A 17,789-nucleotide genomic window follows, 5' to 3' on the forward strand; every position below is an offset into this window, starting at 1 on the left:
CATAGAGGAGGGCTTCCGCAGGGGCTATTGGCCACCAGGAAGGATCGATTACCAATGAGCGGGGGATGACCTATACGCGCAGCCAAGACCTTTATCAGTTCGTTTGAGTCTTTCCTGGCGCGAGCATCAGCTTGTCAGCCATACGCGCGAGTTCGGGCAGGGATCTGGTGCCCATCTTCTGCATGACCTGGCTGCGGTGAACCTTCACGGTAATCTCGCTGACGCCTAGAGCGCTGGCAATCTGCTTGTTGAGCCGTCCTGTCACCACCAAAGCCATCACCTCGCGCTCCCGTGGGGTCAGGCTAGCGAAACGAGTGCGCACCGTCGCCAGCGCCTTTTCATTTTCAAGCCATTCGCGGTCGCGCGCCAGGCCGATGTGAATGGCGTCGAGCAAGTCCTGGTCTCGGAACGGTTTCGTCAGGAACTCGACCGCGCCCCCTTTCATCGCTTTGACAGACATGGGGATGTCGCCGTGCCCGGTGATGAAGACAATCGGCAACTGAATGTTTTCTCTCGACAGCTCGAGCTGAAAATCAAGACCGCTTTGTCCCGGAAGCCGGACATCGAGTACGAGACAGGTCGGTCCATCGGGTCGCCCGGACGTGAGGAAGTCGCCCACGGAAGCGAGGAGGTTGACGGCAAAGCCGACCGAACGCAGCAGACTCCCAAGCGCCTCCCGGACCTCGGGGTCATCATCGATAACAATGATGGTCGCTAGCGCCTCGGTCAATCGTCAGAACCCGCAATGTGAATCGACGTTGGCATAATTTACTATCTACGCCTATTGGCCACGAGATGAGTAAACGAATGCCGAAATCGGGTTTCCTTTCGCACGCCACCATGCTCGATAATCACCCCGGCCACAAGGGTGGATGCCGGCGGCCGCAAACGGCGTTTTGCGCATCGTGGAGCGGCCAGCGTCGCCGGCGAACGAACCTTCTGTCGGGGCGCGTCGGTTGGTTCGGGTAGAGTAGGCAGCCTGCAGGACGGCTCTCCACCCTTTCGGCGCGGGCACATTCGAGATGACCGTCCTCCAACCCACATTTTATGCATTAACGAACTTGCCACGCGTATGGCTCTGTTTTCGCAGCGCGCGTCGGTCTCCTCATTTCCATGTTCCGCGCGTTCACATTCCCAATCCGTCGCAGAACTGTTTAGACAGCGTATACGAGCGTATAGCTTGCGGTGCCTTTGTCGCCGCCCGATAATAAGTCCATCCAGCAATTTGCCATAACGCCATTTAGGCGCGACGCCCATCGGCGAAGTCGGGAGGCGGCGGTGCCAACCAAGAAACCTCTGATTGCGATCGTCGACGACGACGAGTCGATGCGGGAGGCTATCAAGGGGCTCATAAGGTCGATGGGATTTGACGCCGAGACCTTTTCATCCGCGGATGATTTCTTGAGATTCCCTGATATCCGCCGCACGGCCTGCCTTGTGACTGACATCAATATGCCCGGAATGAGCGGGCTCGATCTGCACCACCGGCTGGTCGCGCTGGGCAAGAGCGTTCCGACTGTTCTGATCACCGCCTTTCCGGAAAAGAATGTGCGCGCGTCTGCGTTGGGCGCGGACGTCGTCGGCTGCCTGACAAAACCGTTTGGCGAACAGATTTTGCTTGATTGCATCCGTTCTGCGCTAGTTCTCAATAGCGAGGGCGAAAGCGGTTCGTGAGGTCGGAAATTCCAACGGAATTTCACATCAGACGGCTTCGACGAAACTCCGACCTCTCAGCTTCGATCTGCCGCAAGCAGGTCAAGGGAACTTAGGCGAGGGGCGGTACCACTGGCAGGCGCGGGAACGCCGGTGCGGAGCGCATCCAATCTAAAACCGACCGCGTCACATCTAATGTGACCTAAAACGCGAGCTGCAACTGCGGCGTCGCTTCAGATCTGCGCCGCTCCAGCGAAGACAGCGACACGCCGAGCAGACGGATGCCTTTTCGCGGCGGGAAGATTGGCGCGAGAAGCATATCGACCACCTCCTCAAGATTGGCAATTGCTGGCAGTGCTGACGGAACTGTCTTGCTACGGGTGATCTGGCTGAAGTCGGCATACTTGACCTTGAGCGTCACCGTCTTGGCGCCGATTTCATTGGCCTCGCAATAGCCCCAGACCTTTTCGATCAGCGACTGAAGCCCGTCGCGCGCGGGTTCATAAGAATGGATGTCGGCAGAGAAAGTGTCTTCCGCACCGACGGATTTCCGCACCCGGTCCGGTCTGACCTGGCGATTGTCGATGCCGCGGGCGATGCCATAAAAATACGGCCCTGACTTTCCGAAATGTTCGACGAGGAAGTCGAGCGTTTTCTCCTTCAGGTCCGCTCCCGTTTCGATCGCGAGCCGATGCATCTTCTCGGCCGTTGCCGGTCCCACGCCATGGAATTTCTTGACGGGAAGCTGTTCGACGAAGGCGGGGCCGTTCTTGGGGGTGATGACGGCCTGGCCGTTCGGCTTGTTGAGGTCGCTTGCCATCTTGGCCAGAAACTTGTTGTAAGAAATTCCCGCCGACGCGTTGAGCCCCGTCGCCGCCTTGATCCTCGCTCGGATCTCTTCGGCGATCTCGGTCGCAATCTCCATGCCCTTCAGGTTTTCGGTGACGTCGAGATAGGCCTCGTCGAGCGACAGTGGCTCGATCATCGGCGTGTATTCGGCGAAAATCGAGCGGATCTGCAACGACACGGCTTTGTAAACATCAAAGCGCGGCTTGACGAAGACAAGGTCCGGGCATTTCCGCTGGGCGGTCACCGAAGGCATGGCGGAATGGACGCCGAATTTGCGTGCCTCGTAACTGGCGGCCGCCACGACCCCGCGGGCAGCAGGACTGCCGACAGCAACCGGCACACCTCGCAGCTCCGGATTGTCGCGCTGCTCGACCGATGCGTAGAAGGCATCCATGTCGACATGCACGATCTTGCGCGGCCGTTCGCGGTTGTCTTCGCCTGTCATTATCTAGCTTCCATCAGCAAGACCATCACTCAAACATGGGAAGTGTGCTCCACACTTGTCACCTCGCGGCGTCTGCATCCGCTCGCAGCCCATGGCCATGCGCCGGCGGATTTCCGCGAAGGTGACGCTTGCGCCAAACGCTTTGACCAACAGTTTGCGCTCATGTGTACAATGGCGATCGCAGAGGAGGCATATGAGTTCGACCACCGGGACCTGGTGATCTTGCAGTCTCGGGATCGTATCTTCCACAAGCCGCGTTCGGCGCATCCAAAAATATTCCTGTCTCAACATCCGATTGAATCCGCTGGCGATTTTTATCTTTTGTACCGGCGCTCAACTTCAGCGGGTCATATGCGCATTGACTCATTTATCTCTTCGGAACAAATACAGAACATATTGCTGTTACTCAAGCCGAAAACGGGTTGCCCGAGATCATGAAGTCAGCCGTCGCCCCAAACGCCGTCCTCGACGGGCTGCGCGAGCAGATCGCGCACCTGGAAGGCGCCGGTCGGCGCAGCCGAGGCGTTTTGCCTTTCGGTGTCGCGCAGATCGACGAGCGGCTTCCGGGTGGTGGATTGGCCTATGGCGCGCTGCACGAATGCGCCGGCGGCGGGACCGGCACCGTCGACGGGGCGGCGGCCGCCCTGTTCGTGAGCGGGATTGCCGCCCGTACCAAAGGCAAGGTCGTCTGGTGCCTGACACGTCCTGACCTGTTCTTCCCGGCCTTGGCGCAGGCGGGTCTTCATCCGAACCGGGTCGTCTTCGTCGAGTCCGACAAGGAGGAGGACGTCCTTGCCAATATGGAGGAGGGCCTTTCATACGGCGGCCTCGGGGCGGTGATCGGCGAGATCGTCCGGCTGCCGATGGCCGCGTCCCGGCGGCTGCAACTCGCAGCCGAGAAGAGCGGCACGATGGCGCTTGCAGTGCGGCGGTGGCGACGGCAGACCGAGGCCAGCGACTTCGGCCAGCCGACGGCGTCGACCACGCGCTGGAGGGTGAGCGTCATCCCGAGCGAGGAACTGCCGGTTCCGGGCGTCGGGCGGGCGAGATGGCTTCTGGAACTGATGAGGGTGAAAGCGGGTGAGTGCGCCGAGTTCGAAGTAGGAGCCTGCGATGCCGAGGGTCGTATCGATATTTTTTCCCGATCTGGCGACGGACAGGATCAGGCGGGCCGATCCCGCCATTCCCGTTGAGGAGGCGATCGCCGTCATTTCGAAGAGCGGTTCCAAACGCTGGGTGTCGGCCGCCGATCCCGCGGCCAGAAAGGCTGGCGTTCACGTGGGCATGCCGGCCGCCAAGGCGCAGGCGCTCTTCCAGGGCCTCCGGATGATCGACGCCGATGCCGCCGCCGATGCAGCGGCGCTCGATCGCATCACCATGTGGGCGCTCAGCCAGTATTCGCCGATCGTCGCCGTCGACGCGCCGGACGGCATCGTCATGGACACGGAGGGCGCGGACCATCTACAGGGCGGCGAGGAGCGAATGTTGACGAGCATCGCCAACCGCTTCCGCGCCAAGGGCCTGACGACACGGGTCGCCATCGCCGACACGTGGGGTGCCGCCCACGCATGCGCCAGAGCGACCAGCCGCGAGACCGTCATGGTTCCGAGGGGCGAGACCCTCCGGGCAGTGGAAAAGCTGCCGATCTCTCTTCTACGGCTTCCTGAGAAGATCGTCGGCGACCTGCGGACGCTCGGCTTCAAGACAATCGGCGAGCTTGCCAATACTGCTCGCCCACCGCTTACGCTCCGCTTCGGGCCGGAGGTCGGCCGCCGCTTCGACCAGATGTTCGGCCGCACGCCTGAGCCGATCGATCCCATTCGAACAGCCGAACTTGTCGAAGTCAGCAGGGCGTTCGCCGAACCTATCGGCGCCGCCGAGACCATCAACAAGTATGTCGCCCGACTGGTCGTCCAGCTTGTCGATGCGCTGCAGAGAAGGGGGCTCGGCGTCCGTCGCGCAGACCTCATTGTCGAGAAGGTCGACGGCACCCGGCAAGCCATCCGCGCCGGGACCGCCAAACCCGTGCGCGATGTCGCCTGGCTGACGAAACTGTTCAAAGACAGAACCGAGAAGATCGAACCCGGCTTCGGTATCGAGAAGATGACGCTAGTGGCGGTCATGGCGGAGCCGCTAGAGGAAGCCCAGAAGACGTCGTCGCTGGTCGAAGACGAGGGTGTGGACCTCACGCCGCTCATCGACATCTACGGCAACCGTGGCCAGCGGGTCTATCGCGTCGCCCCCTTTGCTTCCGACGTTCCCGAGCGCTCGGTCCGGAGGATCAGTGCCGCATCCGATCCGATAGAGGCTGCCTGGGTCAATCACTGGCGCCGGCCCGTCCGCCTGCTTGCGCGACCAGAGCAGGTCGACGTGATGGCGCTGCTGCCAGACCATCCGCCCGTCTGGATCATGTGGCGGGGCAAGCGCCGGAAGGTGAAGAACGCCGATGGTCCAGAGCGGATCTTCGGCGAATGGTGGGAACGCAACTCCGAGATGGCCGCGGTCCGCGACTACTTCGTCATCGAAGATGATGCGGGCGAGCGTCTGTGGATTTTCCGTTCCGGCGACGGCGTGGATCCTGAAACCGGGAACCATCGGTGGTTCATGCACGGGATCTTTGGCTGATGAGATATGCCGAACTCCAGGTCACGACGCATTTCAGCTTTCTCCGGGGAGCGAGTTCTGCGCAGGAGCTATTCGAGACTGCGAAGATACTGGGAATTGGTGCCGTTGGTGTCGTTGACCGGAATTCGCTTGCCGGGATAGTCCGCGCACTGGAGGCGTCGCGGTCGACCGGGATCCGGCTCGTCGTCGGCTGTCGGCTCGATCTGCAGGACGGGATGTCGATACTGGTCTATCCCACCGACCGCGTCGCGTACTCCCGGCTCACGCGCCTGATCACGCTTGGGAAGTCCCGTGGAGGCAAGAACAACTGCATTCTGCATTGGAACGACGTGGTCGCATATGCCGATGGCATGATTGGAATCCTCGTGCCGGATCTTGCCGACGAGACCTGTGCCGTCCAGCTTCGGAAGTTGGCCGAGATATTCGGCGATCGCGCCTACCTGTCGCTCTGCCTTCGACGACGTCCGAACGATCAGCTCCGGCTCCATGAGCTGTCGAACCTCGCAATCCGCTTCAAGGTGAAGACCGTCGTGACCAATGACGTGCTTTTCCATGAGGCCGGGAGGCGGCAGCTTCAGGATATTGTCACGTGCATCCGGCACAATACGACCATCGATGCCGTTGGTTTCGAGCGCGAGCGCCATGCGGATCGGTATCTCAAGCCTCCCGACGAGATGGAGCGCCTGTTCCCGCGCTATCCGGAAGCGCTCAGGCGCACGATCGAGATCGCCGATCGATGCAAGTTCAGCCTCGAAGAGCTTACCTACCAGTATCCGGAAGAAGCCATCGTCCCCGGCAAGACCGCGCAGGAATCCCTTGAGCACTATCTCTGGGAATGCGTGCCGAACCGCTATCCGGAAGGCCTGCCGCCGGAGGTGCTGAAGACTGTCCGGCACGAGCTCGCCCTCATCCAGATAATGAAGTATGCCCCGTATTTTTTGACGGTCTTCAGCATCGTCAAATATGCGCGCAGCCAAGGTATTCTGTGTCAGGGACGCGGATCGGCGGCGAACTCGGCCGTCTGCTACATCCTCGGTATCACGAGCATTGATCCCTCGACCAACGATCTTCTGTTCGAGCGCTTCGTTTCGCAGGAACGGGACGAGCCGCCGGATATCGACGTCGACTTCGAGCATGAACGTCGCGAGGAGGTGATCCAATGGATCTACAAAACCTATACGCGCGAGAAGGCCGCTCTGTGTGCGACGGTCACCCGCTACCGGGCCAAGGGCGCCATCCGCGATGTCGGCAGGGCTCTGGGGCTGCCAGAGGACGTGATCAAGGCGCTGTCATCTGGCATGTGGTCATGGTCGGAGGAGGTTCCTGATCAAAACATCCGCGACCTTGGCCTGAACCCCGATGATCGCCGTCTTGCACTCACCTTGAGGTTAGCGCAGCAGCTTATGGGCGCGCCTCGACATCTGGGCCAGCATCCAGGCGGCTTTGTGTTGACGCATGACAGACTGGACGACCTTGTGCCGATAGAACCCGCCTCGATGAAGGATCGCCAGATCATCGAGTGGGATAAGGATGACGTGGAGGCGTTGAAATTCATGAAGGTCGATGTGCTGGCGCTCGGCATGCTCACCTGCATGTCGAAGGCTTTCGACCTGATCCGGGAACACAAGGAGGTCGACCTCGATCTCGCGAAGATCGAGCAGGAAGACTCGAAGACCTACGCGATGATCAGGCGCGCGGACACGCTCGGAACTTTCCAAATCGAATCCCGCGCGCAGATGTCGATGCTCCCAAGGCTCCGGCCGCAGACGTTCTACGATCTCGTGGTTCAGGTTGCTATCGTTAGGCCGGGGCCAATCCAAGGCGACATGGTGCACCCCTATCTCCGCCGCCGTGAAGGCAAGGAAAAGATCGAATACCCGACACCGGAACTGGAGGCCGTTCTCGGGAAGACCCTCGGAGTGCCACTCTTCCAAGAGAGCGCGATGCGCGTGGCTATGGTCTGCGCCGGGTTCACGGGCGGGGAAGCCGACCAGCTCCGGAAGAGCATGGCAACCTTCAAGTTCACGGGCGGCGTATCGAGGTTCAAGGACAAGCTGGTATCCGGGATGGTCAAGAATGGCTACACCGCAGAATTCGCAGAGAAGACCTTCTCACAGCTCGAGGGATTCGGATCCTATGGTTTCCCCGAAAGCCATGCGGCCTCGTTCGCTCTCATCGCCTACGCCTCCAGCTTCGTGAAGTGCCATTTTCCGGATGCCTTCTGCGCGGCGCTCCTGAATTCCCAGCCCATGGGCTTCTATGCTCCCGCGCAGATCGTCGGATGTGCCAAGAACCACGGTGTGCAAATTCTACCGGTCTGTGTGAACCGATCTCGCTGGGATTGCACGCTTGAACGCGTCGGCAACGGCGACCGCCATGCCGTTCGTCTCGGGATGCGGATGGTCAAGGGACTGGCGGCCGCCGATGCCGCTCGGATTGTCGCCGCCCGGATGGATACGGTATTCGAGAGCATCGACGACATGTGGCGGCGTTCGGCCGTTCCGTCCGAGGCTCTGAAGCAACTCGCCGATGCCGATGCATATCTGCCGTCTCTGGGGCTTGAGAGACGTGATGCGATTTGGGCGATCAAGGCCCTCCGTGACGAGCCGCTACCTCTGTTCGCGGCCGCTGCCGAGCGCGAGATGAAAGCGATCGCGGAGCAGCAGGAACCGGAGGTCGCACTCCGGCAGATGACCGACGGGCACAATGTCATCGCCGACTACAGCCACGTCGGGCTGACGCTACGCGAGCATCCGCTCGCCTTCCTGCGGAAGGATCTGCAGAAGAAGAACATCGTCACGTGCGCGGCAGCGATGAACGCTCGCGACGGCCGCTGGCTGATGACCGCGGGCCTTGTCCTCGTCAGGCAGAAGCCAGGATCGGCGAAGGGCGTGATGTTCATCACCATCGAGGATGAGACGGGTGCTGCCAACCTGGTCGTCTGGCCATCCTTGTTCGAAAAGCGCCGTCGCGTGGTGCTCGGATCATCAATGATGGCGATCAATGGGAAGATCCAGAGGGAGGGTGACGTCGTCCATCTTGTTGCACAGCAGCTCTTCGACCTGTCCGGCGATCTATCCGGTCTGGCGGATCGCGACACAGGTTTCAGGCTACCGACAGGCAGGGGCGACGAGTTTGCGCATGGCTCTCCCGGAAGTTCGGATTCGCGGGATCGACCGAAGCCTCTGCCCGAGCCGAGGGATATCTTCGTCAGATTATGCCGAACTCGGCATAAGGGCACTTATACCGAGCCGGATACTATGCCGAGCCCATTCCCCAAAGCCCGAGATTTCCGGTAAACGCGCCTGGCAAGCTCGGCATAGTAGCTTGTCTCCGCAACTTCAACTTAGCGGAGACGACATAAAATGACCGTACCTTCTTTCGCGGGGATGCAATGCTGGAAGCTGATCGAGGATTGGCCGCATCGGAAAAGTGTGGATTCCCTGGTTCTATATATGATCGACAAGGGCTACACTCAGCAGTCCATCATTCGATCCGTCCGGCTTGTTGGCGCTTTCATCAAGTTCCAGATCGATCACCACAAGGCAGAGCCTGGAAGGATCGAGCCTGCCGACTTCGGGCGTTTCATCGCCAGACGAGCGGCCGACGGCAAACTTCAGAATGGCAATCGAGCGACGCTGCGACGGCTGCAGGTCGAGCTTGTCGCTGCTGGTGCCCTATGCCCAATGACTAAGCCAGTCCACCAGGCTGAGGCCGTCTTGACTCTCTACGGCGCGGAACTCCGTCGAAGAGGCTATTCCAAGCAATCGATTTCCGGACATATTTGGTGTGCCCGTCGCTTTCTTCTGGGTGTCTGGGACGATTATTCGGGTATTTCCCGGCTCACCCATATCGAAGTGCGGGCCTATCTGACCAAAAGCTTCGCGGGCTGCTCAAGCAACAGCCTCGGAACTTGGTTCGGGCACATCCGGGTTTTGCTTCGCTTCTTGCACACTTCAGGATACATCGAGCAAAACCTATCTCCAGCAGTGCCGAGCCCGAGGAACCTTCGTTTTTCGGCGTTGCCTGCATATATGAGCGTCGCGCAACTCGATGCCGTTTTGAAGAACTGCGATCTTTCCACTGTATCTGGACGCAGAGACCATGCCGTTCTCCTGCTATTATCGAGGCTTGGCTTGCGTGCAAGCGAGGTGGCCCTCTTGTCGCTCGATGACATCGATTGGCAGTCAGGGCTCCTTCGGGTTCACGGCAAGGGCGGCAGGGTTGCGACCATGCCTTTACCGAGTGATGTCGGAGCGGCAATCGCGGATTACATTCTGAACGGGCGGCCGATATCCGGGTCTCGGACGATATTTCATAGGGTTGTAACCCCGTGCACGCCGTTCGCGACAGCGACGCCGGTCATTCTGATTGCTCGCAGGTCCCTAAAGAGGGCGGGGATTACGGGCACCAGGTCTCACCATGCCCATATCTTCCGGCACACCTTTGCAACGGTTGCCGTTAGGTCGGGCGTGGGCATGACCGAACTTGCTCAGCTCCTTCGCCACAGGGACCCTAGCACCACCCGGATATATGCCAAGTTCGATATCGAGCGCCTTCGATCTCTTTCACGGCCATGGGTAGGAGAAGTCCTATGATGGAGATGGCCGAAGCCCTTGAACAATACCTGACCCTGCGACGCTCGCTTGGGTTCAAGCTCCAGAGCCAGGAAAGCCGACTTCGCAATTTCGTGCGATATGCGGCAGCTCATGGGGAGCAGCGGATCACCGCAAAGATTGCCGTCGATTGGGCAGGCCACCAGTGTGGACCTGCGACGTGGTCATCGCGACTGTCGACCGTACGATCATTTGCCCGCCATGTTCAGGTGGTCGACCCCCTGACAGAGATACCGCCCTCTCAAATCTTTCCCCCACAACGAAGGCCTCGCCCATTCGTCTATTCTGACGAACAGATCGCTGATCTGATGAAGTCAATGATCGACCTTCATCCCGGAAGCTTCCGAGGGCCGACCTATCACTATTTCTTCGGCTTGCTGGCATCGACCGGGCTGCGATTCTCCGAGGCGGCGCGGTTGCTCCGGGCGGACGCCGATCTGGAAACGGGGACATTGACGATCCGTGCGACGAAGTTCGGGAAGACACGTATTGTCCCGTTGCACCAGAGCACGACGTTAGCGCTTCGGCGATATGCGTCGATCCGAGACGAACAGCCGATCAGACAGGCGAGCGACTACTTTTTCGTCGGAGATCGCGGGAAAGCTCTTATCCATGCTAACCCGCACTTCTCTTTCATCCTATGGACGCGTCGGGCGGGCCTGCGACAAGCCGACGAGCGCAGCGGCCCCCGTATACATGACCTTCGGCACACCTTCGCCGTTCGGACATTGCTCACCTGGTATCAGGCGGCCGAAGACATCGACCGACGCTTGCCGGAGCTATCGACTTATCTCGGGCACAATCATTCCGACGCGACCTACTGGTATCTGAGCGCCCATCCCGATCTCCTGGATGAAGCAAAGCATCGACTGGAAGCCAAGTGGGAGGCCGTCCAATGACAAATCCTCTCCCAAGGCTGATCGAACGCTTTTTTACCCAGCGTCTTGCCCGCCAACGTAATGTCAGCCCACACACAATCGCCTCCTATCGGGATACATTCAAACTCTTCCTGAAGTTCGCCCATCGTCGAACCGGCAGGTATCCGTCCGATCTGCAATTGGATGACTTCGATGCGGAGCTGGTGGTAGCGTTCCTCGACGAGTTGGACCTGGAGCGCCATGCCAGTCCCGCGACCTTCAACCTTCGGCTGACGGCAATCCGGTGCTTCTTCCGCTTCCTGGCGTTCGAGGAGCCTGCCTATAGCGGCCAAATCCAGCGTGTCCTCGCGATACCAGGCAAGATCGGAGCGAAGCGCGAGGTCCAGTTTCTCATGAGGACAGAGATCGACGCAATTCTCGCCGCCCCAGACCAGAAGACCTGGCTCGGTCGCAGAGACCACCTCCTGCTGCTGACCGCCGTGCAAACAGGAATGCGCCTGTCCGAGCTAGTCGGGCTTGACCGGGCTGCGATCACGGTCGGTACAGCGGGATATATCCGTTGCTTTGGGAAGGGTCGTAAGGAGCGATGCACCCCGATCACCAAAGTCCTGAATGGCGCACTCACAAGGTGGTTGGATGAGCCGCCCATCGCAAATGGAATGATCCTGTTTCCGACCATTCACGGTGGCCGGATGAGCCCGGATGCAGTCCAATACCTTTTGGCGAAGTACGTACTGGCTGCGTCGAAGTCCTGCACCTCGCTTCGCGCAAAGAGAATATCGCCCCATGTTCTTCGACACAGTGCGGCGATGGCACTGCTCGATGCGGGCGTCGCCAGCACGGTTATCTCCTTGTGGCTCGGGCACGAATCCACCAAGTCGACACAGCCATATCTACACGCGCATCTGGCTATCAAGGAGGCCGCACTCGCGAAGATCGAGCCTTTCCATGATTGTTCACCAGGTCGGTTCAGGGCCGGAGACGACCTGCTCTCCTTCCTGGAGAAGCTTTGACCTCTATTGGCCAGCAACATCGCGGCGACGGCCGCGATGTCAGTGAACCCGCAGGCACGCTTCCGAGGCTGGAGGACGTAGGATGTGACTGATCTTCAGGACACCGCTGCAGCATCAATGGCAAGAATGCGCCAAAAGACGACATGTTCATGAGCATCGAAAAAGGTTGTTTTGATCCTCGTTTCTGGCGTTCGGGAACTTTTCTCTTTCCGAAAATCGGATACTTGCGCCGCTCAGTAATTTACATTGGCCTGCCGTTATGCATAGATCACGAACATGAGCACGCAGCGTAACATCGCCGTCAATAATAATGGCCCCTTTGGGGTCGTGGACGGCGTGTGCGCATTTTAGCGTAGCTCACTGATCATCACAGCCCTGCCGGTTTCGGAAGGGCTTCAGGTTTTGGCTTTTCCTCCCGGCTTTTCCGGAGAAAGTCATGTCTGATACTTTATCGTTAAGCCATCCAGCCATTGCCGACCTGTCCCATTGCATTGGGCATCGCGTTACAATTCATGGATTTGTCGACGCCATTCGCGACCAAAAGCGGATGCGCTTTATCGTTCTGCGCGACAAGACAGGAAAGGTTCAGCTCGCTCAAAGCAAAGAAGGTTCAGCGCTGACAGAGGTGGAATGCGGATGATGGGCGACCGTGATGCTGTTGTGGTTAGGCAGATTGTAGAGCTGCCCGACCAGCTTGATCAATTGCTGCTAGAGGCGGAGGCAGAAGGCTTCGAGATGATTTCTGTGCTTCAAGACGAATGGCGCAGCGGGGCCAATCGCTTTGAGCGCCCAGGGGAAATTCTAGCTCTTGCCACAATCGATGGTGAGGTCGCCGGTATTGGCGGCACGACACAGGATTTCATGGATAGCGGTTGGCTGCGTATGAGGCGATTCTACGTTCGGCCAGCCTATCGAAGGCTAGGGGTTGGCAGACAGATCGCGTTATTTGTTCTTGAACATGCGAAAGCTTTCGATCGCCCGATCGTACTTTATACCGCAGGCCCAGAGGCGGAAGCATTCTGGCCAACGATTGGATTTATCCCAATTGAGCGCGATAACACGACCCATATCTTTCGTGGCAAGCAATGACGGCTTTGGCCGAATCCTGCCTTTCAGTGCGAGATATTATGCCGAGCTTGCCAGGCGCGTTTACCGGAAATCTCGGGCTTTGGGGAATGGGCTCGGCATAGTATCCGGCTCGGGATAAGTCAGAGATCTGCACATCGATACGCTGAAAGTGAAGGCGCGAAACTTCAACTGAAACGGCAATCCTACCGAAGGAGACCGTCGCTCCCGAATTCGTCCCATCCGCTCAAGCCGATCGCGGCTTCATCGGCTCGTTCGTTCTGTTTGGCTTTTTCCTTTTTCTTCAGCGAACGCGTCAGCTTCGCCTGATACGCGGCCCGCCTGCGATTTTCCGCTTTCGCCGCTGCGTCGTCCTCTCGCCATTCATCCACTGCGCCACGGTCGAGCAGATCTTCGACGACTCGGGGGTCGAATACGTGAAAGGTGATCTTCCTTGCGCGCCCTTGCAGCCTCACCGTTCGCGTTCCGGCGCTGGGCAGGCGACCGTCTTCGAGCCAGCGCTTCCGCTCTGATGCCGTGATCGTCAGGATATCCTCGATCTCACGAGGGATGATCGGAAGGTCTGCGATGCCGTCCAGTGCGCAGGAAACGGCCGATGCCGTCGCCCTGAATGCTGTCTTCGCAGTCTCTGGCATGACGAGGATGAGCGTGCCTGCCTGCATATCGAGCGACTTCCGCACCGGGGATGGTAGTCGCGAGCGGATTTCCTGCAGAATTCCCTTCACCCTGACACCAGATCCGAGGGTCGCCACCACGGGAAGTAGCCACTCCCTGATCAGCTCGGGATCGTCGGTTTCCTTGCTTTTCGTCTTCGTCTTGGGCATGTCGAAGCAAATGGTGTCCAAGGGGTCAAGCGTCAACGGAACTCGGGAGGATTTCCCACGTTCTCGCAGCGAGGAGGACCCCATGTCTGTGCCAAACGAACCCATCGTGCCGCCGCCATCGCCACCGCCCGTCGACACGCCACCGCGCGATCCTGACCGGATACCCGGCGAGGAACCGCTTCCCGATCCCGAGCCCGACGAGGGCGCTTCTCCAAGAACACGCGCTTCCGTACATCGCCCGACGTGGGACCTTCTTTGCAGAGGCATTCGTCTTCAGCCGGAGAACGGGCAATGACCAAGGACTGGCGCGACGACCTGAGCCTGAAGCTCGAAGATTTCGTCGACACGTTCGTGGTTAAAGGCGCAAAGGCAACGGAGGTCTACGATGCCATACAGAACGAACTTGACCGCCTGAGGGTCGCGTACGACCGGGACCCGGATCCCGCAGACGACCAATCGGACGACGTTGTCGAGGAACCGTCAAACGACTAGCCGGCTTCCCAGGCCTGACCCACGCGCGGGAAGACGGCCGGCAATCCTTCGGGAAATTTTCTAGTTGAGACTTGTTGCGGACACACTTCAGGTAGAACTCTCCCACAGGCCTTGCTGATGCGCGCTGAATTCGCTGCTCGCAACGCCGCATCGCTGAAATGCTTTTGATCGCGGATGTACTGGCACTGGTCAAAACGCGATGATGGGTCGGTGCGGTTTCTACCCGGCCTTTTTTGTTGCCTGAGAGGCCGGGGGGGGGGGTCCTCAGGGCGGATCAGTGCCACGTATCCAACGACGGCTCGTCGTCCTCGAAGTTTCCATTGCTGGCAGCATCGTACGAGTTGATGCTGCGGCCGCCGCCACGCGTGCCATATGCCGTCAACTGAACCATGACCTCTTTCGCACGCTCAATGGCCTCGTCTTCGCTTGCAGCGTGACCGTCTGCGACCTTGATCGACACCACTTCACCGTCGTCGCCGACGAAATCTATCCGCCAGCCCGTCCTCTCGTGTGCAACCTTGGTTTCCAGCAAGTGCATGTGACTACCCGGCCTTCCTGCCTTTGAGATCGGCCTCGACGCTCTTCCGGAGCGCATCCATGATACTGACCACATTCGACTTCGGTGCGGATTCGGCCGCTTTCCCCGTCGCCGTTTTTTTCGGTTTCAACGCCTTTTTCTTCTCGTCGATGAGCTTCAGCAGGCTGGTCTGGATGGGATCGCTGACCATGTCCGGCGACCAGCGCGCGGTCTTCTGCTTGATGAGCTTCTGGACGAGCGGAATGAGATCCGGATCTGCGTGCTCGTCGATTTGCTCGAAGTAATTCTCCTCCGGTCGAACCTCGTCGCCGAAACGCAGCGTCCAGAGCACGATTCCTTCGCCGCGCGGTTCCAGGACGACCGCCCGCTCTCGGCGGCCTATCACGAGCTTCGACACACCGAAAACCTTGTCGGCCTTCATGGCATCCCTGATCACCGCAAATGCCTCGTTGCCGACGGCGTCGCCCGGCATCAGGTAATGCGGCTTCTCAAGGTAGATCCACTCGATGCTGTCGGCCGGGACGAACTTGTCGATGTCGATCGTCTTCACCGTGTCGAGCGCAACGGCATCCAGATCGTCCTCGGTGAGGATAACGTAGTCGTTCTCTCCGCGAGCGTAGCCCTTGGCTTCGTTCTCGTCCTTGACGGGCTTGCCCGTGACGGAATCGATGTATCGGGAGACGATGCGGTTGCCCGTCTCCTTGTTAAGTGTATGGAAGCGAACCTTCTCGCTTTCGCTCGTGGCCGGGGTCATGGCCACGGGGCAGGTGACCAGGGAGAGTTTGAGATAGCCTTTCCAGTAATATTTCGGAGCCATCGTCTAATCTCCCTAGCTGGCTTTGCGCTGCGGGGCAGCCTTTGAAGCGGCGGACTTCGCTGCCGCCCCGCGCGCGGCGCGCTGCCTCCCAGTGCCGGTGTTGGCGTTGGCGGCAGTGCGTTTCGGTTTGTCCGCAGCGGCCTTCATGATGCCTGCGCTCTCGCGCAGCGCGGCCAGCAGATCGTTGGGCTTCGAGACCTGCACCTTCTTCGGCTTTGGAAGCGACTTGCCTTCCAGCTTCGCCTTCACCAGATCGGCGAGGGCGGCTTCGTAGCGGTCGTCGAAGGTCGCCGGATCGAACTCGCCCTTCTTGGTGCTGATGATGTGCTTGGCGAGCTCGAGCATCTCGCCCTGGATCTTGAGCTTGGGCATCTCCTCGAAAGCCTTCTCGGAGGAACGAACCTCGTAGTCGTAGTTGAGCGTGCTGGCGATTAGGCCCTTGCCGTGCGGCCGTATCAGCACCGTGCGCATTCGACGGAATAGGACGGTGCGGGCGATGGCTGCGACCATCGACTTCTTCATCGCATCGCGGAGAGCCGCGAACGCGTCTCCGCCCATCTTGTCGGGCGTGAGGTAGTACGGTTTGTCGAAATAGACGTCGTCGACGTCGGAGCAGGGGATGAACGCCTCGATCTCGAGCGTCTTGTTGCTCTCAGGAATCGCGGCGGAAACTTCCTCAGGATCGATGATGATGTACTGGCCGTTCTCGATCTCGAAGCCCTTGGTCTGGGCTTCCTTCGGCACCGGATCCTCGGTCTGGCTGTCTATGAAGATGCGGTTGACGCGGTTGCCCGTGGCCTTGTTGATGGTGTTGAAGGTGATGCGCTCGCTAGTCGAGGCTGCCGTGTAGAGAGCGACGCCGCAGCTTACCTCGCCGAACTTCAGAAAGCCTTTCCACTGCGCACGCTGTCCTGACGGCATGACAAATACTCCGAATCATTAATACGCGACTCAAAGACGTGTCAGGGTGATTCGTTCCGACTCAAAACGAATCATTTTTCAATACTTTACGGAAATTCTCTCTCAAATTGATTCCGCCGTCACCGCTGGCCGAATTGCGCCCGACAGTAGTGGAAAGGTGGAGATTTGTTCAGTTCGAGCGCCACGGTAACCACCTTCCTCCCAGCACAATGGCGGGCACCGCTTAGGGAATTCCGCAGCCGCTTCAAGCGCAGCATCGCCATCCACTGTCTCCCGGGAACCACCGGAATCCTTGTGAGTTTGTACTGCGAACGTTCATTCGAAGGAGAAGCCCGATGGCACAGACACCGACATCCCGCGGCCGCGCACAGGATCGAGCTCGCGTGGCCGGCGGTCAGGATCACGAGGTCAAGTACGAAGCAACGAAGGAAGGCGTCTCGAAAGATGCTGTCAAGAAGGCCGTGAAGAGCGCTGGAAACGCACGGAAGAAGGTCGAGGCCGAGATTGGTCGCCGTTAGACGGCCAAGCGGTGTTGCCCTATCCATGGACGAGGCAGGTTCCCGTGAAGTCCTGTCTTTGTTAGTCTGAATGATGGCGACCCCGCTGTGGTCGGAACGAAGCAGTCATAGCCGCGCACGCCTGCCGCCGCCATGTCTGGGGTAACGCATGTCCAAGTGCTTACAGGAAGACCACCTGCTGATGTCGAAGGCCGTCCGTGAATGGTATCGGTACTACGAGGTGGAGTGGGACGATCAAGCGTCCTCCTTTTTGTGTGATGCCGCCATCGAACTCTACAACGAGGGCTGTCGCTCTTTAGAGGAGATGGCGACCGTTCTGATCGGCACTTACGTCGGGCTGGCCGCCACGCGCGTAAACGCGCCATCTTCGAGCTCAGTGCATTGACAGGCCAAATCAGATCGGGCTGCACTCGGCGAATTCGCACTGCATGTGATCCGAGCGCGTCTTCTTCCAGCCGTAGACATATTCTCCTGGTCGATTGCGGTCGCGCGCATGTTTCGTCGCACCGCTTAA

Annotated in this window: 19 protein-coding genes; 12 read left to right on the forward strand and 7 right to left on the reverse strand. The window is 59.4% G+C overall.

Features of this window, described 5'->3' with window-relative positions; translation table 11 throughout:
- Positions 1-94: 94 nt before the first annotated feature.
- Positions 95-730, reverse strand: a complete 636-nt coding sequence (locus FHX10_RS07435) for a response regulator transcription factor (RefSeq protein WP_097596365.1) — start codon at positions 728-730, stop codon at positions 95-97.
- 548 nt (positions 731-1,278) lie between these two features.
- Here FHX10_RS07435 and FHX10_RS07440 point away from each other — a divergent pair.
- A complete protein-coding gene (locus FHX10_RS07440; protein WP_097544222.1) occupies positions 1,279-1,674 on the forward strand; it encodes a response regulator transcription factor in 396 nt (131 codons plus the stop codon).
- Positions 1,675-1,855: 181 nt separating this feature from the next.
- Here the strand turns inward: FHX10_RS07440 and dinB are convergent, their stop codons facing one another.
- Both dinB and FHX10_RS34955 read right to left on the reverse strand, forming a co-directional pair.
- On the reverse strand, positions 1,856-2,947 hold the full coding sequence (gene dinB, locus FHX10_RS07445) for a DNA polymerase IV (protein WP_097544223.1): 1,092 nt from the start codon (positions 2,945-2,947) through the stop codon (positions 1,856-1,858).
- 3 nt (positions 2,948-2,950) lie between these two features.
- Positions 2,951-3,214 carry a hypothetical protein gene (locus tag FHX10_RS34955; protein ID WP_097596376.1) on the reverse strand — a complete coding sequence of 88 codons (264 nt, stop codon included), beginning with the start codon at positions 3,212-3,214 and terminating at the stop codon, positions 2,951-2,953.
- Between the two features lie 167 nt (positions 3,215-3,381).
- Between FHX10_RS34955 and FHX10_RS07455 the strand changes: the two genes are divergently transcribed.
- The 8 genes from FHX10_RS07455 (at position 3,382) to FHX10_RS07490 (ending at position 13,168) form a co-directional block, all read left to right on the forward strand.
- Positions 3,382-4,140 carry an ImuA family protein gene (locus tag FHX10_RS07455; RefSeq protein ID WP_097596375.1) on the forward strand — a complete coding sequence of 253 codons (759 nt, stop codon included), beginning with the start codon at positions 3,382-3,384 and terminating at the stop codon, positions 4,138-4,140.
- Positions 4,061-5,572: a Y-family DNA polymerase gene (locus FHX10_RS07460; protein ID WP_097596364.1), complete on the forward strand. Its 1,512-nt coding sequence runs from the start codon at positions 4,061-4,063 to the stop codon at positions 5,570-5,572. Before FHX10_RS07455 ends, FHX10_RS07460 begins: the two co-directional genes overlap by 80 nt.
- A complete protein-coding gene (locus FHX10_RS07465; RefSeq protein ID WP_184389204.1) occupies positions 5,572-8,871 on the forward strand; it encodes an error-prone DNA polymerase in 3,300 nt (1,099 codons plus the stop codon). Before FHX10_RS07460 ends, FHX10_RS07465 begins: the two co-directional genes overlap by 1 nt.
- 66 nt (positions 8,872-8,937) lie before the next feature.
- A complete protein-coding gene (locus FHX10_RS07470) occupies positions 8,938-10,170 on the forward strand; it encodes a tyrosine-type recombinase/integrase (RefSeq protein WP_184389207.1) in 1,233 nt (410 codons plus the stop codon).
- Entirely contained in the window at positions 10,167-11,087 is a 921-nt protein-coding gene (locus tag FHX10_RS07475) for a tyrosine-type recombinase/integrase (protein ID WP_184389210.1), read from the forward strand. Before FHX10_RS07470 ends, FHX10_RS07475 begins: the two co-directional genes overlap by 4 nt.
- Positions 11,084-12,079, forward strand: a complete 996-nt coding sequence (locus FHX10_RS07480) for a tyrosine-type recombinase/integrase (RefSeq protein ID WP_184389213.1) — start codon at positions 11,084-11,086, stop codon at positions 12,077-12,079. Before FHX10_RS07475 ends, FHX10_RS07480 begins: the two co-directional genes overlap by 4 nt.
- 436 nt (positions 12,080-12,515) lie before the next feature.
- On the forward strand, positions 12,516-12,719 hold the full coding sequence (locus FHX10_RS07485) for an OB-fold nucleic acid binding domain-containing protein (RefSeq protein WP_184389216.1): 204 nt from the start codon (positions 12,516-12,518) through the stop codon (positions 12,717-12,719).
- Positions 12,716-13,168, forward strand: coding sequence for a GNAT family N-acetyltransferase (locus FHX10_RS07490; RefSeq protein ID WP_077120320.1), 453 nt, complete (start codon positions 12,716-12,718; stop codon positions 13,166-13,168). The genes FHX10_RS07485 and FHX10_RS07490 overlap by 4 nt, the downstream gene beginning before the upstream one ends.
- A 182-nt stretch (positions 13,169-13,350) precedes the next feature.
- Here the strand turns inward: FHX10_RS07490 and FHX10_RS07495 are convergent, their stop codons facing one another.
- Positions 13,351-13,989 (reverse strand): hypothetical protein, encoded by a 639-nt coding sequence (locus FHX10_RS07495; protein WP_097596374.1) that lies wholly within the window; start codon positions 13,987-13,989, stop codon positions 13,351-13,353.
- Between the two features lie 291 nt (positions 13,990-14,280).
- On the opposite strand from FHX10_RS07495, the gene FHX10_RS07500 reads away from it, so the two are divergent.
- Positions 14,281-14,481 carry a hypothetical protein gene (locus tag FHX10_RS07500; protein WP_097623389.1) on the forward strand — a complete coding sequence of 67 codons (201 nt, stop codon included), beginning with the start codon at positions 14,281-14,283 and terminating at the stop codon, positions 14,479-14,481.
- Positions 14,482-14,755: 274 nt separating this feature from the next.
- On the opposite strand, the gene FHX10_RS07505 is transcribed toward FHX10_RS07500, so the two are convergent.
- From FHX10_RS07505 to FHX10_RS07515, 3 genes are read right to left on the reverse strand one after another with little or no spacing between them, the layout of a single operon-like run.
- Positions 14,756-15,019: a hypothetical protein gene (locus tag FHX10_RS07505; RefSeq protein ID WP_097596361.1), complete on the reverse strand. Its 264-nt coding sequence runs from the start codon at positions 15,017-15,019 to the stop codon at positions 14,756-14,758.
- Between the two features lie 4 nt (positions 15,020-15,023).
- Positions 15,024-15,836 carry a Ku protein gene (locus FHX10_RS07510; protein ID WP_097623390.1) on the reverse strand — a complete coding sequence of 271 codons (813 nt, stop codon included), beginning with the start codon at positions 15,834-15,836 and terminating at the stop codon, positions 15,024-15,026.
- A gap of 12 nt (positions 15,837-15,848) precedes the next feature.
- A complete protein-coding gene (locus FHX10_RS07515) occupies positions 15,849-16,757 on the reverse strand; it encodes a Ku protein (RefSeq protein ID WP_097544231.1) in 909 nt (302 codons plus the stop codon).
- A gap of 335 nt (positions 16,758-17,092) precedes the next feature.
- On the opposite strand from FHX10_RS07515, the gene FHX10_RS07520 reads away from it, so the two are divergent.
- Together FHX10_RS07520 and FHX10_RS07525 are read left to right on the forward strand one after the other, a co-directional pair.
- Positions 17,093-17,275: a DUF3606 domain-containing protein gene (locus FHX10_RS07520; protein ID WP_097596433.1), complete on the forward strand. Its 183-nt coding sequence runs from the start codon at positions 17,093-17,095 to the stop codon at positions 17,273-17,275.
- A gap of 148 nt (positions 17,276-17,423) precedes the next feature.
- A complete protein-coding gene (locus FHX10_RS07525) occupies positions 17,424-17,660 on the forward strand; it encodes a hypothetical protein (protein ID WP_097544233.1) in 237 nt (78 codons plus the stop codon).
- Positions 17,661-17,789 lie beyond the last annotated feature (129 nt).

The organism is Rhizobium sp. BK591 (assembly GCF_014195045.1).
GTDB lineage: Bacteria > Pseudomonadota > Alphaproteobacteria > Rhizobiales > Rhizobiaceae > Rhizobium > Rhizobium anhuiense.

Excerpts from the sequence above, each read along its gene's own strand:
- dinB (WP_097544223.1), bottom strand. The coding sequence starts at position 2,947 with ATGACAGGCGAAGACAACCGCGAACGGCCGCGCAAGATCGTGCATGTC.
- FHX10_RS34955 (WP_097596376.1), bottom strand. The coding sequence starts at position 3,214 with ATGCGCCGAACGCGGCTTGTGGAAGATACGATCCCGAGACTGCAAGAT.
- FHX10_RS07455 (WP_097596375.1), top strand. The coding sequence starts at position 3,382 with ATGAAGTCAGCCGTCGCCCCAAACGCCGTCCTCGACGGGCTGCGCGAG.
- FHX10_RS07460 (WP_097596364.1), top strand. The coding sequence starts at position 4,061 with ATGCCGAGGGTCGTATCGATATTTTTTCCCGATCTGGCGACGGACAGG.
- FHX10_RS07465 (WP_184389204.1), top strand. The coding sequence starts at position 5,572 with ATGAGATATGCCGAACTCCAGGTCACGACGCATTTCAGCTTTCTCCGG.
- FHX10_RS07470 (WP_184389207.1), top strand. The coding sequence starts at position 8,938 with ATGACCGTACCTTCTTTCGCGGGGATGCAATGCTGGAAGCTGATCGAG.
- FHX10_RS07475 (WP_184389210.1), top strand. The coding sequence starts at position 10,167 with ATGATGGAGATGGCCGAAGCCCTTGAACAATACCTGACCCTGCGACGC.
- FHX10_RS07480 (WP_184389213.1), top strand. The coding sequence starts at position 11,084 with ATGACAAATCCTCTCCCAAGGCTGATCGAACGCTTTTTTACCCAGCGT.
- FHX10_RS07485 (WP_184389216.1), top strand. The coding sequence starts at position 12,516 with ATGTCTGATACTTTATCGTTAAGCCATCCAGCCATTGCCGACCTGTCC.
- FHX10_RS07490 (WP_077120320.1), top strand. The coding sequence starts at position 12,716 with ATGATGGGCGACCGTGATGCTGTTGTGGTTAGGCAGATTGTAGAGCTG.
- FHX10_RS07495 (WP_097596374.1), bottom strand. The coding sequence starts at position 13,989 with ATGCCCAAGACGAAGACGAAAAGCAAGGAAACCGACGATCCCGAGCTG.
- FHX10_RS07500 (WP_097623389.1), top strand. The coding sequence starts at position 14,281 with ATGACCAAGGACTGGCGCGACGACCTGAGCCTGAAGCTCGAAGATTTC.
- FHX10_RS07505 (WP_097596361.1), bottom strand. The coding sequence starts at position 15,019 with ATGCACTTGCTGGAAACCAAGGTTGCACACGAGAGGACGGGCTGGCGG.
- FHX10_RS07510 (WP_097623390.1), bottom strand. The coding sequence starts at position 15,836 with ATGGCTCCGAAATATTACTGGAAAGGCTATCTCAAACTCTCCCTGGTC.
- FHX10_RS07515 (WP_097544231.1), bottom strand. The coding sequence starts at position 16,757 with ATGCCGTCAGGACAGCGTGCGCAGTGGAAAGGCTTTCTGAAGTTCGGC.
- FHX10_RS07520 (WP_097596433.1), top strand. The coding sequence starts at position 17,093 with ATGGCACAGACACCGACATCCCGCGGCCGCGCACAGGATCGAGCTCGC.
- FHX10_RS07525 (WP_097544233.1), top strand. The coding sequence starts at position 17,424 with ATGTCCAAGTGCTTACAGGAAGACCACCTGCTGATGTCGAAGGCCGTC.